The organism is Dactylosporangium sp. CA-092794, assembly GCF_050948465.1.
Taxonomy (GTDB): Bacteria; Actinomycetota; Actinomycetes; order Mycobacteriales; family Micromonosporaceae; genus Dactylosporangium.
On sequence record NZ_CP192044.1, the window covers coordinates 2,215,136 to 2,228,467 of the forward strand.

At 72.0% G+C, this 13,332-nt stretch carries 11 protein-coding genes; 5 read left to right on the forward strand and 6 right to left on the reverse strand.

Translation table 11 applies throughout. The features are described 5' to 3' along the window. Positions 1-8: 8 nt before the first annotated feature. The 4 genes from ACQPXD_RS09745 (at position 9) to ACQPXD_RS09760 (ending at position 5,801) form a co-directional block, all read left to right on the forward strand. Positions 9-1,844, forward strand: a complete 1,836-nt coding sequence (locus ACQPXD_RS09745) for a DUF2207 family protein (protein WP_432836921.1) — start codon at positions 9-11, stop codon at positions 1,842-1,844. Between the two features lie 73 nt (positions 1,845-1,917). After that, positions 1,918-2,445: a YbhB/YbcL family Raf kinase inhibitor-like protein gene (locus ACQPXD_RS09750; protein ID WP_432836923.1), complete on the forward strand. Its 528-nt coding sequence runs from the start codon at positions 1,918-1,920 to the stop codon at positions 2,443-2,445. 204 nt (positions 2,446-2,649) lie between these two features. Continuing rightward, positions 2,650-3,297, forward strand: coding sequence for a tRNA (guanosine(46)-N7)-methyltransferase TrmB (gene trmB, locus ACQPXD_RS09755; protein WP_432836925.1), 648 nt, complete (start codon positions 2,650-2,652; stop codon positions 3,295-3,297). Next, positions 3,294-5,801, forward strand: coding sequence for a DEAD/DEAH box helicase (locus tag ACQPXD_RS09760; RefSeq protein ID WP_432836927.1), 2,508 nt, complete (start codon positions 3,294-3,296; stop codon positions 5,799-5,801). The genes trmB and ACQPXD_RS09760 overlap by 4 nt, the downstream gene beginning before the upstream one ends. 600 nt (positions 5,802-6,401) lie before the next feature. Here the strand turns inward: ACQPXD_RS09760 and ACQPXD_RS09765 are convergent. From ACQPXD_RS09765 to ACQPXD_RS09775, 3 genes are read right to left on the reverse strand one after another with little or no spacing between them, the layout of a single operon-like run. Beyond that, positions 6,402-7,262 (reverse strand): class II fructose-bisphosphate aldolase, encoded by an 861-nt coding sequence (locus ACQPXD_RS09765; RefSeq protein WP_432836929.1) that lies wholly within the window; start codon positions 7,260-7,262, stop codon positions 6,402-6,404. After that, complete coding sequence (locus ACQPXD_RS09770; protein ID WP_432836931.1) at positions 7,256-8,248, reverse strand: 1-phosphofructokinase family hexose kinase; 993 nt, start codon at positions 8,246-8,248, stop codon at positions 7,256-7,258. Before ACQPXD_RS09770 ends, ACQPXD_RS09765 begins: the two co-directional genes overlap by 7 nt. Before the next feature lie 22 nt (positions 8,249-8,270). Further along, positions 8,271-9,056 carry an endo alpha-1,4 polygalactosaminidase gene (locus ACQPXD_RS09775; protein ID WP_432843755.1) on the reverse strand — a complete coding sequence of 262 codons (786 nt, stop codon included), beginning with the start codon at positions 9,054-9,056 and terminating at the stop codon, positions 8,271-8,273. 230 nt (positions 9,057-9,286) lie between these two features. Here ACQPXD_RS09775 and ACQPXD_RS09780 point away from each other — a divergent pair, with 230 nt between their 5' ends. Continuing rightward, positions 9,287-10,213: a carbohydrate kinase family protein gene (locus ACQPXD_RS09780; protein ID WP_432836933.1), complete on the forward strand. Its 927-nt coding sequence runs from the start codon at positions 9,287-9,289 to the stop codon at positions 10,211-10,213. On the opposite strand, the gene ACQPXD_RS09785 is transcribed toward ACQPXD_RS09780, so the two are convergent. Genes ACQPXD_RS09785 through ACQPXD_RS09795 form a run of 3 tightly spaced genes read right to left on the reverse strand, consistent with a single transcriptional unit; the run spans position 10,194 to position 13,248 of the window. After that, positions 10,194-11,018, reverse strand: coding sequence for a carbohydrate ABC transporter permease (locus ACQPXD_RS09785; RefSeq protein ID WP_432836935.1), 825 nt, complete (start codon positions 11,016-11,018; stop codon positions 10,194-10,196). The two genes, ACQPXD_RS09780 and ACQPXD_RS09785, sit on opposite strands and share 20 nt — an antisense overlap. Further along, the gene (locus ACQPXD_RS09790; protein WP_432836937.1) at positions 11,018-11,956 is read right to left on the reverse strand and encodes a carbohydrate ABC transporter permease; all 939 of its coding nucleotides are present in this window, start codon (positions 11,954-11,956) and stop codon (positions 11,018-11,020) included. The genes ACQPXD_RS09785 and ACQPXD_RS09790 overlap by 1 nt, the downstream gene beginning before the upstream one ends. Next, positions 11,953-13,248, reverse strand: coding sequence for an ABC transporter substrate-binding protein (locus ACQPXD_RS09795; RefSeq protein WP_432836939.1), 1,296 nt, complete (start codon positions 13,246-13,248; stop codon positions 11,953-11,955). Before ACQPXD_RS09795 ends, ACQPXD_RS09790 begins: the two co-directional genes overlap by 4 nt. Positions 13,249-13,332 lie beyond the last annotated feature (84 nt).

The following is a 13,332-nucleotide window of genomic DNA, read 5'->3' on the forward strand; positions in this document are numbered from 1 at the left end:
GCCTCCCGATGGGCATCGACCCGGCCATCCTCGCCGAGATCGGCATCGCCGCGGCCGGCCTCGCCATCTGGGCCGTGGCGTTCTGGGCGGCGCTGGCCCTGACCGCGCCGCGGCCGATCGCGGCGCCGCCGCCGACCCAGGACTTCGGCGGCCCGGAGTCACCGGCCGTGGTCAGCCTCATCACCGGGCGCTGGGAGCTGACCGAGGACGCCGCCGAGTCGACCCTGATCGACCTCGCGGCGCGGCGGATCCTCGAGTTCCGCCAGCCGGGCAACGACCCGCTGCAGACCACGGTGCACGTGCGCGAGCAGCAGCCGTCCGGGCTGAACGCCTACGAGACCATGATCTTCGAGCGGGTCCGTGCCCTGGCCATGGGCGGCGTCGTGCCGCTGACCGCGCTGACCTTCCGCAACGAGGCGGAGGCCAAGGGCTGGACGAAGCGGCTCAACGCCACGATCATCGCCGACGCCCGCGCGCAGGGCATGTCGCAGCGCCGCTTCAGCTCCGCGGTCGTCACCGCGCTCACCATCGTCGCCGCGATCCCGTCCTTCGCCCTCGGCCTGGCCGTGGCCCTGGACATCCAGCGCCGCCACGACGGCGACGTCTTCGGCGCCGTGTGGGTGATCGTCTTCGCCTGGGCGGCCTTCGGCTACTTCGCGGGCAAGTCCCGCGGCGAGCGCGACACGCCGACCGGCCGCGCCGCCGCCACCCGCTGGCTCGGTCTCAAGACATTCTTGCGCAACCACGAGAGCTTCGCCGACCTCCCACCCGCCGCGGTCACGGTCTGGGACCGCTACCTGTCATACGGTGACGCCGTCGGCGCGACCCGCGTGTGCAGCGCCGTCATCGACCTCGGCATGGGCAACCGGCGCCGGGTCTGGTCCTCGTTCGGGGGCACCTGGCACCGGGTGCGGGTCCGATATCCCGGATTTTTCCCACGGTACGGCCAGAAAGCGGTCCGCCTGATCCTCAAGGCCCTGGCGGGTCTCGCCATCACCGCGCTGCTCGTCCGCGGCAGTTCCACCTCCGTGGTCGCCAGCTTCGACATCGCCGACATCGTGCGCCTGGTCGTCCTGCTGCCGTTCATCTATGGGGGGTACACCCTCATCGCCACGATCGTGGATCTGCTCACTCCCGTGACCGTCACCGGCGAGGTGCTCTGGCTCGAGACCTGGAAGAGCCGCAGCCAGGGCGAGAACAACCCCTCCATCCCGTGGCTGCACTACCTCGCCGTCGACGCGGGCACCTCCGACCGGACGGCCGCCTGGGCCTGCCCGAGCGAGCTGACCCGCGGCGCCGGGATCGGCGACGTCGTGACCCTGACCGCCCGCCGCTGGACCCGCCGCGTGCTCACGGTCAAGGTGGAGTCGACCGCGCGTTCCCGGGCCACGGTGTACGAGGACGAGAAGACCGACCAGCTCATCCTGAAGGCGATGGGCGCCGGCGCCCCGGCGCTGGCCACCGCCGTGCGCCCGGCCCGGCTGGTGCCGGCCCACCTGGTCACCCCCGAGGAGGTCGGCCGGGTCCTCGGCAAGCCGGTCACCCTGAGCGGGGCGGACCGCGCGGTGGCGATCGGCCCGATGTCGATCGCGGAGTACCGGGCGGCGGACGGCTCGGCGATCCTGCTCGCGGTCACCACCGGTATGGCCGCCAAGCTGGCCATGCGGGTCCACCGGGGCGGCACGCCGGTCACCGGGGTGGGTGAGGAGGCGTTCGCGTCCGGGCAGTGGGCGGTCGCCCGCCGGGGGGAGACGGTGGTGAGCCTGGAGCAGCGCACCGCCGGCCCGGTGCACCAGCCGCACCTGGTGTGGCTGCTCGGACTCGCCGTGAACCGCCTCACTTGAGACTGCCGGTCGTTGGGTAAGAGGATTCCGGTAGACCGCGTACTCGCATTCGCAAACCGCAAGGAGATTGCGCATGTCCGACCGTCCCCGCCCGCCGTCGCCGTACGACTTCCTGCCGCCGGTGCCGGCGTTCACCTTGACCAGCGAGGACCTGACCGAGGGCGGCACGCTGCCCGACGCCCAGGTCTTCGAGCGCGGCAACACCTCCCCGCATCTGTCCTGGTCGGGCTTCCCGGCCGACACCCGCGGGTTCGCGGTGACGTGCTACGACCCGGACGCCCCGACGGGCGGCGGCTTCTGGCACTGGCTGGTGTACGACCTGCCCGCCACCGCCACGGAACTGCCCACCGGCGCCGGCACGGGCGACAAGGACGGCCTGCCCGACGAGGCCATCCACGCCCGCAGCGACTACGGCACCCGCGACTTCGGCGGCGCCGCGCCCCCGAAGTCCGACGCACCGCACCGCTACTTCTTCGTCGTCCACGCCCTGGACACCGACACCCTGGGCGTCGACGCGGACGCGTCACCCAACGTGGTCGGCTTCAACCTCACGTTCCACACCCTGGCCCGCGCCATCCTGGTCGCCGAGTTCGGCTTCTAGGCTCCGGCCTTCCACGGCCCGCCGGCGTTGGCCGGCGGGCCGTGCCCACGCCGCCCCGGGTGCGCTGGGTGGACTGCGTGATCGCGGAGGACAGGGCCTCGGGGCTTACCCGGTTCCGTCGCTCGTGACCCGGCGGCGTACCGGCGGACGCCGGAGGTCCGCCGGTCCGTGGGGGAGGCGCGGATCGGGTAAGGTTGGGACCCCATGACCACCGTCGACCGCCCGCTCCGGATCGTGCGGACCTATCACCCGCGCCGCGGGCGGCTGAGCGGCCGGCATTTTGACGCGCTCGAGCGGCTCGCGCAGCGGTATGCGTTCGTGCCCGGGGAGCCGGTCGACGTGCTGGAGATCGGGTCCGGGATGGGCGACGCGACCGCCGAGATGGCCGCCGCCGACCCGGACCGGCGCTACCTGGCGGTCGAGGTCCACACGCCGGGGGTGGCCAACCTGCTGCGGCTGATCGAGGCGCGCGGGCTGAGCAACCTGCGGGTCGCCGCCGTCGACGCGATCGACCTCCTGCACGCCGACATCCCGGCCGGCTCCCTGGCCGCGGTGCACGTGTTCTTCCCCGACCCGTGGCCCAAGGCGCGTCACCACAAGCGGCGGCTGATCGTGCCGTGGCGGGTGGCGCTGGTGCGCGACCGGCTGCGGGGCGGCGGGCTGCTGCACTGCGCCACCGACGACGCCGGCTACGCGCTGGCGATGCTGGAGACGCTCGACGCCGATCCGGGGCTGCGCAACCGGTTCGACGGGTTCGCGCCCCGGCCCGACCACCGGCCCGTGACCAAGTTCGAGCTGCGCGCGGTGCGCGACGGGCGGCCGAGCTTCGAGCTGATGTACGAGCGAGCATGAAGAATCTGGCCGCACGAGTGCCGCGGGGCGGGGACCCCGACGCGGTCTTCGAGGCGTTCTCCGGGTGGGCGGCGGAGCAGGGGCTCAACCTCTATCCGCACCAGGAGGAGTCGCTCATCGAGATCGTCTCCGGCGCCAACGTCATCCTCAACACCCCGACCGGCTCCGGCAAGAGCCTGGTGGCCGCCGGTGCGCACTTCGCGGCGCTGGCCACCGGCCGCACCACGTTCTACACCGCGCCGATCAAGGCGCTGGTGTCGGAGAAGTTCTTCGCGCTGGTCGACATGTTCGGCCCGGAGAACGTGGGCATGCTCACCGGCGACGCCAGCGTCAACGCCGATGCGCCAATCATTTGTTGTACCGCCGAAATCCTGGCCAACATCGCGTTGCGCGACGGCGATCAGGCCGACGTCGGCATCGTGGTGATGGACGAGTTCCACTTCTACGCCGACCCCGATCGGGGCTGGGCCTGGCAGGTGCCGCTGATCGAGCTGCCGCAGGCGCAGTTCGTGCTCATGTCGGCCACGCTCGGCGACGTCACGCGCTTCGAGGACGACCTGACCCGGCGCACGGGGCGGCCGACGGCCGTGGTCAAGAACGCCGAGCGCCCCGTGCCGCTCATGTTCACGTACTCCATGGATCCCCTGCACGAGACCATCGAGGAACTGCTGGGCACCCGCCAGGCGCCGATCTACATCGTGCACTTCACCCAGGCGGCGGCGCTTGAGCGGGCGCAGGCGCTGATGAGCATCAACGTGTCCACGCGCGCCGAGAAGGACATGATCGCCGAGGCCATCGGCAACTTCCGGTTCACCGCCGGCTTCGGCAAGACGCTGTCCCGCCTCGTGCGGCACGGGATCGGGGTGCACCACGCCGGCATGCTCCCGAAGTACCGCCGCCTCGTGGAAACGCTGGCCCAGGCCGGGCTGCTGAAGGTGATCTGCGGCACCGACACCCTCGGCGTCGGCATCAACGTGCCGATCCGCACGGTGCTCTTCACCGCGCTGTCCAAGTACGACGGGACGAAGACCCGGCTGCTGTACGCGCGGGAGTTCCACCAGATCGCCGGCCGGGCCGGCCGCGCCGGGTTCGACACCGTCGGCACCGTCGTGGTGCAGGCGCCCGAGCACGTCATCGACAACGAGCGCGCCCTCGCCAAGGCCGGCGACGACCCGAAGAAGCGGCGCAAAGTGGTCAAGAAGAAGCCGCCGGAGGGCTCGATCGGCTGGGGCCGGCCCACCTTCGACCGGCTCGTCGACGCCGAGCCCGAGCCGCTGAAGTCGAGCTTCCAGGTGTCGCACGCGATGCTGCTCAACGTGATCAGCCGCCCCGGCGACGCGTTCGCGGCCATGCGCCACCTGCTCACCGACAACCACGAGGACCGCCCCGCGCAGCTCCGCCTGATCCGCCGCGCCATCGCCATCTACCGGGCCCTGCTCGCCGGCGGCGTCGTCGAGCAGCTGCCCGAGCCCGACGAGGAGGGCCGCCGCGTCCGGCTCACCGTCGACCTGCAGATGGACTTCGCCCTCAACCAGCCGCTGTCGCCCTTCGCCCTCGCCGCGATCGAGCTGCTCGACCGCGAGGCCCCCGGCTACGCGCTCGACGTCCTGTCCGTCATCGAGTCCACATTGGACGACCCCCGGCAGGTGCTCTCCGCGCAGCAGTTCAAGGCCCGCGGCGAGGCGGTCGCGGCGATGAAGGCCGACGGCATCGAATACGAGGAGCGGATCGAGCTGCTCGAGTCGGTCACCCACCCCCGGCCGCTGGCCGACATCCTCGACAACGCCTACCACCTGTACAAGCAGGGACACCCGTGGGTCGCCGACTACGCGCTGTCGCCCAAGTCGGTGGTGCGCGACATGTACGAGCGGGCCATGACGTTCGTCGAGTACGTCGGGTTCTACTCGCTGTCGCGCTCGGAGGGGCTGGTGCTGCGGTACCTCGCCGACGCCTACAAGGCGCTGCGCCAGACGGTGCCGGAGGACGCCCGCACCGAGGACCTCACCGACGTCATCGAGTGGCTGGGCGAGCTGGTGCGGCAGGTCGACTCGAGCCTCATCGACGAGTGGGAGCGGCTGCGCAACCCCACCGACGAGCCGGTCGCGCTGCGCGACGAGCGCCCGCCCGCCGTCACCCGCAACCTGCGCGCCTTCCGGGTGCTGGTGCGCAACGCCCTGTTCCGCCGGGTCGAGCTCGCCGCACTGAGCCGCTACGACGAACTGGGCGAGCTGGACGGCGAGCACGGCTTCACCGCGTCCGCTTGGCAGGACGCGATCGAGGGGTACTTCGAGGAGTACGACTCCCTCGGCGTCGGCCCCGACGCGCGCGGCCCGGCCCTGCTGGTGATCGACCAGAAGCCGGACCGCTGGCAGGTCAGGCAGATCTTCGACGACCCGGAAGGCGACCGGGACTGGGCGATCGTGGCCGAGGTCGACCTGGCCGAGTCGGACGCCCAGGGCGCCGCCGCGGTCCGCGTTCTCTCGGTCGGCCCCGCCCCCGCCTAGCCGCCCGCTCTCGGAAAGTCGAGGGTGCTCCCCGCCACGACCAGCGCGGTGGCCAGAAACGATGACCGGTTTCCTGTCGGCTGTCGCCGCTGCTCAGTGGCCTCGCCGAAGCCGGCGGAGGTTGGCGGACACCGCACCAGCGCCCCGTCGCGCCGCTCGCTGTCCGAAAGCCGGGGTCCTCCGCGCGACGATGAGCGGCCCCGGTCGCGCCGCTCGCTGTCCGAAAAGTCGGTCGGCCCCGCCTCCGGCTCGCCGCTCGTCGCGCCGCTCGCTGACCACCGTCCCGTCACGCGCTCGCTGTCCGAAAAGTCGGGCACTCCGTGCCACGACTTTTCGGATTTATACCCCGACAGGGCATAAGTCCGAAAAATCCGGATGCGGAGCATCTGGATTTTTCGTGACGACCATAAGTCTCCGCGATCATGCAGGTCACTCCGCCGAAACCCCGGTTTGCCATGATCGCGGAGACTTACGGTACACATGGGTACATAGAGGCTCCGTGATCATGAAAAACGCGTGGTGCACACTCCGGTCGAGCATGATCACGGAGACATAGCGCGCGTCGGGGGATCGGCCGGTCGCGGGCGTGCGACTTCTCGGTCAGCGTGGTGTCTGTTCGGTCAGCGGCAGGAGGGCGAGCACGCGGAGGGCCTGCGTCACGGTCTCGGCCATGTCGTGGCGGGCGGTCTTGAGGTACTTGCGCGGGTCGACCACCGTCGCGTCGTGCGCGATGGCGGTGCGGATCGCGCCGGTGAAGGCGACGTTGAGCGCCGTGCCGATGTTGACCTTCACCAGGCCGCCGCGGACCGCGGCGCGGAGCTCGTCGTCGGGCACGCCCGAGGAGCCGTGCAGGACCAGCGGCACGGCCACGGCGGCCCGCAGCCGGGCGATCAGGTCGTGGTCGAGCCGGGCGTCGCGGCTGGTCATCGCGTGCGAGGAGCCGACCGCGACGGCCAGCGCGTCGACGCCGGTGGCCGCGACGTACGCCGCCGCCTCGGCCGGGTCGGTGCGCGCCCCGGGAGCGTGCGCGCCGTCCTTGCCGCCCACCTCGCCCAGCTCGCTCTCCACCCACAGGCCCTGCGCCTGCCCGCGGCGGACGGCGTCGGCGGTGGCGGCGACGTTCGCGGCGTAGTCCAGCTTGGACGCGTCGTACATCGCCGAGCCGAAACCGTTGGCCGCGGCCTGGTCGAACAGCTCGTCGCTCTCCACGTGGTCCAGGTGCAGGCCGACCGGCACGGCGGACAGCTGCGCGACCGCGCGGGTGGCGGCCGCGATCGGGCCCAGCCGGCCGTGGTGGAAGCGGACCGCGTTCTCGCTGATCTGCAGGATGACCGCGCAGCCGGCGGCCTCGGCGCCGGTCACGATGGCCTCGGCGTGCTCGACGGTGATCACGTTGAACGCGCCGGCGCCGACCCCCTTGCGCTGCGCGTCCGCGACGATCTCACCGGTGGGAGTCAACATGGGTCGTGTTCCTCCAAGACGGGGGTGACGGTGACAAGGGGGCGCGCGTCGCGGTAGAAGTCCTGGTCGACGGCGCCGGCGACGGGGGCCGCGACCGCCGCCGCCGACAGGGCGACCGCGTCGGCGAGCAGCTCCGGCCAGGGGGTCTCGTCGCGCAGGCCGCGGGCGAGCGCGGCCACGCAGGCGTCCCCGGCGCCGGTCGGGTTGCCGGAGACGGGCGCCGGCGGGGCCGCCGACCAGCTCCCGGCCTCGGTGACGGCCAGCAGGCCCCGCGCGCCGAGCGAGACGACAACCGCGCCACAGCCGCCTACGCCGGAAGCGCCAAGCAGGCCGGAGGCGCCGAGCAGGCCGGAGGCGCCGAGCAGGCCGGAGGCGCCGAGCAGGCCGGACAGATCGCCGGCAGCATCGGTGCCGAGGAGCGCGGCGAGCTCCTCGGCGTTGGGTTTGACCAGGTCCGGGCCGGCCGCCAGGCCCAGGCGCAGGGGTTCGCCGCTGGTGTCCAGGACCGTCCGGGCGCCGCGGTCGCGGGCGGCGCGGATCAGCACGGCGTAGGCGTCCGGCGGCAGGCCCCGGGGCAGCGAGCCGGAGAGCGCCACCACGTCGGACTCCTCCAGCAGCGCCGAGTACCGCTCGACGAAAGCCGCCCACTCCGCGCCGCCGACGACCGGGCCGGGCTCCCACAACCCGGTCGCGTCCGCGCCGTCGGCGACGGTCACCGTGCGCCGGGTCTCGCCGGCGATCGGGGCGAACGCCGACGGCAGGCCGGCCGCGTCGAGCAGGGCCTGGACCCCCGCGCCGGTGGCGCCGCCGAGCAGGCCGGTGGCCAGCACCGGCTCGCCCTGCGCGTGCAGCACGCTCGCCACGTTCAGGCCCTTGCCGCCCGGGCGTTCGTGCACCGCCCGCACGCGGTGCGTGGTGTGCGGGCGGAGCTCGTCGACGGCGTAGGTGAGGTCGAGGGCCGGGTTCAGGGTCACGGTGAGGATCACCCGGCACCTCCACGGCGGCGGATCAGCAGGCGTCGTACTTGTAGCTGCCGCTGCCGGGTGCCGTGACGTTGAGGTCGCGCAGCACGATCGACAGTGACGGGCCGTAGCCGTTGCACGCCTTGGTGAAGGCGTTCTTGGTGTACTCGATGACGATGACGTTGTTGCCGTAGACCGACGTGTAGTCGCCGCACTCGTTGTAGCGGCCGCACTCCTCGGCGATGGCGAAGTCCAGGCCCGCGCTCTTGCCGGCCGTACCCAGATCGGTGGTGTTCTTCTGGGCGATGGCCAGGCCCTTGTCGTGCGCGTGCGGCGCGATCAGCTTCAGCAGCGCGATCGCGTTGGCCTTGGTGAGCCGGCCCTCCGAGCGCTCGTAGGAGTCGATGTTGTCCGGCTCGACCGCCTTGAAGCCCTTGCTCGCGCAGCCGTCGATCCAGCCGTTGACGATCGAGGCCACCGCCGTGCGCTTGGCCGCGGTGGAGACGTCGATGAGGTTCTCGCCCCAGTCGCCGTCGATGATGTAGTCGCCGCCCGCATCCCGCAGGAGCAGGTCGTCGTGGTTCGCCTGCCACCAGTCGATCTCGTTCGGCTGGGTCTGGAACACGTTGACGTAGCAGATGTTGTAGAGGCCGGACGCCGGGGTGGCGGTCCGGTCCCGGCTGACCACCGTGACCCCCGAGGGCGGCGTGTAGGCGCCGCCGATCTGGTAGTCGAACTTGGCGTTGGCCGTGGGCAGGGTGTAGGTGGCGGCATTCGCGGTACCGATGCCGAGACCGATGACGGCGAGAACCGTCAGGGCGGGGACGCCGATGCGGCGCAGGACGGGATTCACAGGGACGACTCCGAGGGATTTCGGGATCTGCCCCGCCTCGGGCGCAGCGCACCCTGGCGACCTGTGTGCCGGACTCGGGAGGGGTTCCGCTACCGGCTGGGCTCGACCGTTCCCTCGGATTCAACGGTACGAACAGACAACTGTCAATGGTCGTTTGTGCGCGAATGACGCCAATATGCGCGCAAGCGTGCAGCTGATAATGTCCAGCCATGCAATTCGACGTGCTCGTGGTCGGCGACGCCAACCCCGACCTGGTCCTGCGCGGCGACGTGCGGCCCCGGTTCGGCCAGGAGGAGCAGCTGCTCGACGGGGCCGACCTGGTGCTCGGCGGCTCGGCCGCGATCACCGCGGCCGGCTGCGCCCGGCTCGGGCTGCGCACCGGGCTGCTCGCCGCGGTCGGCGCCGACGTGTTCGGCGCGTTCGTCCGGGAGCGCCTCGCCGAGCGCGGGGTGGAGCTGATCGTGCCCGCCGCCGACGACGGGTCGGTGCCGACCGGGCTCAGCGTGATCCTGTCCGCCCCCGGCGACCGCGCGATCCTGACGCTGCCGGGCACGATCCCGGCGCTGCGCCCCGCCGACGTCACCGACGAGCTGCTCGCCGCCGCCCGCCACGTGCACGTGGCGTCGCTGTTCCTGCAGCCGGGGCTGCAGGCGGGGCTGGCCGGCGTGTTCGCCCGGGCCCGGCGGCTGGGGCGCGGCACGTCGCTCGACACCAACTGGGACCCGACCGGCCGCTGGGAGCTGGGGGAGGTCCTGGCCGGGACCGACGTGTTCCTGCCCAACGCGGCCGAGCTGTTCGCGGTGACCGGCACCGACCCGGCCGCGGGCGTCGAGGCGGCCGCCGCCCGCCTCACCGCCGCCGGCACCACCGTCGTGCTCAAGGACGGGGCCCGGGGCGGCCGCGCCTGGTGGCCGGGCGGCGGGTCGGCCGCCGCGCCCGCGGTGGCCGTCGACGTGGTCGACACCACCGGCGCCGGCGACAGCTTCAACGCCGGCTTCCTGGCCGCCCGGCTGGCCGGCAAGGAGCTGCCCGAGGCGCTGGCCTGGGCCGCCGTGGCGGGCTCGCTGAGCGCCCGGGCCGCGGGCGGCACGGCCGCCCAGGCCACGATCGACGAGGTCATCCCTTCAGCCCGCTGAACGCCATCGTGGCGATGAACCGCTTCTGCGCCACCAGGAACGCCAGGATCAGCGGCATGGTGGCGACCACGTTGCCGGCCATCAGCTGCGACCACTGGGTGCGCCGCATGCCCTGGAAGGTGGCCAGCCCGACCTGCAGCGTGTACTTGTGGTCGTCGCTGATCGCCACCAGCGGCCACAGCAGGTCGTTCCAGCTCGACAGCAGCGTGAACACGGCCAGCGTGGCCAGCGCCGGGCGGGCCAGCGGCAGCACGATGTTGAGGAAGATGCGCCACACCCCGGCGCCGTCGATGACCGCCGCCTCCTCCAGCTCCGCCGGCAGCGACAGGAAGAACTGCCGCATCAGGAAGATGCCGAACGCCGACGCCAGCCACGGCACGAAGGCCGCCGCGAGGGTGTCGACGATGCCGAGGCGGGCGAACATGAGGTACGTCGGAATCATGAGCAGCTGGATCGGGATCATCACGGTGGCGATGACCGCGATGAACGCCACGCCCCGCCCGGCAAACCGCAGCCGGGCGAACCCGTAGCCGGCCATCGAGCACAGCACCAGGTGCGACCCGACCGACACGGCCGAGACCAGCACCGTGTTGCCCAGCCACAGCAGGATGTGCGACTGCGCGAACAGCTGCCGGTAGCCGTCCAGGTGCAGCCCGCTGGGCACCAGCCGGGGCGGGAACCGGTTGATCTCCCGCTCCGTCATGAACGAGGTCAGCACCATGTGCACCAGCGGCAGCACGAAGACCAGCGCCGCGGGCATGAGCAGCAGGTGCCAGGGGCTGAACGGAAGCCACTTCCGCCGCATCAGAAGGCCTCCTCGCCGCTGCGCCGGCTGCGCCAGATGACCAGCGCGGTGAGCGCCAGCGTCACCGCGAACAGCACGTAGGCCACGGCCGCGCCGTAGCCGAGCCGCCTGGTCTGGAAGGCCAGCTCGTAGACGTAGTAGACGACCGTCTGCGTGCTGTTCATCGGCCCGCCGCGGGTCGTGGTGTAGATGAGGTCGAACATCTGCAGGGCGGTGATGGTCTGCCAGACGGTGGTGAACAGCGTGACCGGGCGCAGCTGCGGCAGCGTGACGCTGCGCAGGATCCGCCAGCGCCCGGCGCCGTCCACGATCGCCGCCTCGACCAGCTCCCGCGGCACGTCCTGCAGCGCCGCGAGGTACACCACGGTGGTGAACCCGACCTCGCCCCACAGCGCGATGAGGACCACCACGAGCAGCGCCTGCCGGGGGTTCTCCAGGAACTGCTGGGCGGGCAGCCCGGCCCGGCGCAGCACCTCGTTCGCCGCGCCGAACTGCGGGTTGAACACGTATCCGGCGAGGATGCCGGTGGCCGCCGCGGACGCCACGTAGGGCACGAAGATGCAGGTCCGGTAGAACCAGATCAGCCGGATCCGCCGGTTCAGCGCGATCGCGAGGAGCAGGCCCAGCGCGATCGACGCGGGCACGAACAGCACCGTGAGCACGGCCGTGTGCTGCGCGGCGGCGGCGAGGTCCGGGTCCTGCGCCAGCTGCTCGTAGTTGCGCCATCCGATGTCCCGCGGCTGGGCGACGCCGTTCCACCGGGTGCGGGAGATGAAGAACGCCCACACGGCCGGGAACAGCGACAGCCCGACCACGACCAGCGTCGCCGGTCCGGCGAACGCCCACCCGGTGAGCGTCCGCCGGACGGCCCGCGCGCGGGTCCGGGGTTTGGGGCCGACGGCGCCGGGCCGGGCCGGCGCCGCGAACGTGAGCGTCACTCCAGCGCCCCGGCCGACTTCTTGGCCGCCTCGTCCAGCGCCTCCTTCGGCTTGGCGGCGCCCTGCAGCACCTTGGCGATGGCGTCGCCGACGTTGCGCGACATCTCCTCGTAGCCGGCCAGGGTGGGGCGCGCCTGCTTGGCGTTGGTGAGGTTCTCGAAGAACTTCTGGCCGCCGGGGTACTCCTTGACGTACTCGGCGAACTCGGGCGTGCCCTGCTCGCTGGAGCGCAGCGGGAGGTTGCCGATCGCGAGGTTCCACTTCGCGTCGGTCTCCTTGCTGGTCAGCCACTTGATGAAATCGCGCGAGGCGCCGGCCCGGTTGGCGTCGCCGTGGTCGAACAGCACCCACAGGTCGGGGCCGGAGACCGTCTGGTGGTCGCCGTTGTAGCCGGGCAGCTGCACGACGCCGTAGTCGAGCCCGGCCTCCTTGATGTCCAGCAGCGCCCACGGCCCGGACAGCATCATCGCGAGGTGCCCGTCGTTGAAGAGCGGGCCGTACTTCTCGTCGGTCTGGTCGAGGTACATCGACTTGTCGTCGACCGCCATCGCGCGCAGCAGCTCGAGCGCGCCGACCCCGGCGTCGGAGTTGAACGCCGGCTTGCGCCCGTCGAGGATCTTCCCGCCCCGCTGCCACAGCATCGGCCACAGGTGCCAGGTGGTGTCCTCGCTGCCCGACACCGAGTACGCCGTGCCGTAGACGTTCTGCGCCGCGTTGGTGAGCCGCTTCGCCGCCGCCCGGTAGTCGTCCCACGACCACTGGTCAGTCGGATACGCCACGCCGGCGTCGTCGAAGAGCTTCTTGTTGTAGATCAGCGCCAGGTTGTCCACCAGCGACGGCACGCCGATGACCTTGCCCTCGTAGGTCGCGGTGTCCCGGGCCGCGGCCGGCATCTCCGTCCAGCCGAACGACGGGTCCGCCACGTACTTGGCCAGGTCCTGGGTCTTGCCGCTGGTGGCCAGCTCGCCGGCCCAGCTGCCGTAGGCGTAGGACACGTCGGGGTAGCTGCCGGCGGTGAACCCGGCCGAGAGCTTGGTGAGCAGGTCGTCGGTGGTCGAGGCGCCGGCCGAGGTCTTGATCGTGACGTTGGGATGGGCCTTGGTGTACTCCGCGGCGAGCTCCTCCGCCTTGGCCTCGGCGTCGGTCGTCTGCCCGGTCCACCAGGTCAGGGTCACCTGGGCGGCGGGGTCGTAGCCCTCGGCCGCGTCCTTGCCGTCGCCGGTCGTACCGCCGCCGCCTCCGCACGCGCCGAGCAGCAGCGCGACGCCGGCCGCGCCCGCCGCCAGTCTCATCCGTCGATTACCTCGGGTGGGAATCATCATCTTCGATGCACCTCTTCACTGGGGGTTGCCGAGGGGCCTTTGGGTTCGGGCGGC

Bases quoted from the DNA above. Each gene is read 5' to 3' on its own strand.
- ACQPXD_RS09780 (WP_432836933.1), top strand. From the start codon at position 9,287: ATGCAATTCGACGTGCTCGTGGTCGGCGACGCCAACCCCGACCTGGTC.
- trmB (WP_432836925.1), top strand. From the start codon at position 2,650: ATGACCACCGTCGACCGCCCGCTCCGGATCGTGCGGACCTATCACCCG.
- ACQPXD_RS09750 (WP_432836923.1), top strand. From the start codon at position 1,918: ATGTCCGACCGTCCCCGCCCGCCGTCGCCGTACGACTTCCTGCCGCCG.
- ACQPXD_RS09760 (WP_432836927.1), top strand. From the start codon at position 3,294: ATGAAGAATCTGGCCGCACGAGTGCCGCGGGGCGGGGACCCCGACGCG.
- ACQPXD_RS09765 (WP_432836929.1), bottom strand. From the start codon at position 7,262: ATGTTGACTCCCACCGGTGAGATCGTCGCGGACGCGCAGCGCAAGGGG.
- ACQPXD_RS09785 (WP_432836935.1), bottom strand. From the start codon at position 11,018: ATGCGGCGGAAGTGGCTTCCGTTCAGCCCCTGGCACCTGCTGCTCATG.
- ACQPXD_RS09745 (WP_432836921.1), top strand. From the start codon at position 9: ATGGGCATCGACCCGGCCATCCTCGCCGAGATCGGCATCGCCGCGGCC.
- ACQPXD_RS09795 (WP_432836939.1), bottom strand. From the start codon at position 13,248: ATGAGACTGGCGGCGGGCGCGGCCGGCGTCGCGCTGCTGCTCGGCGCG.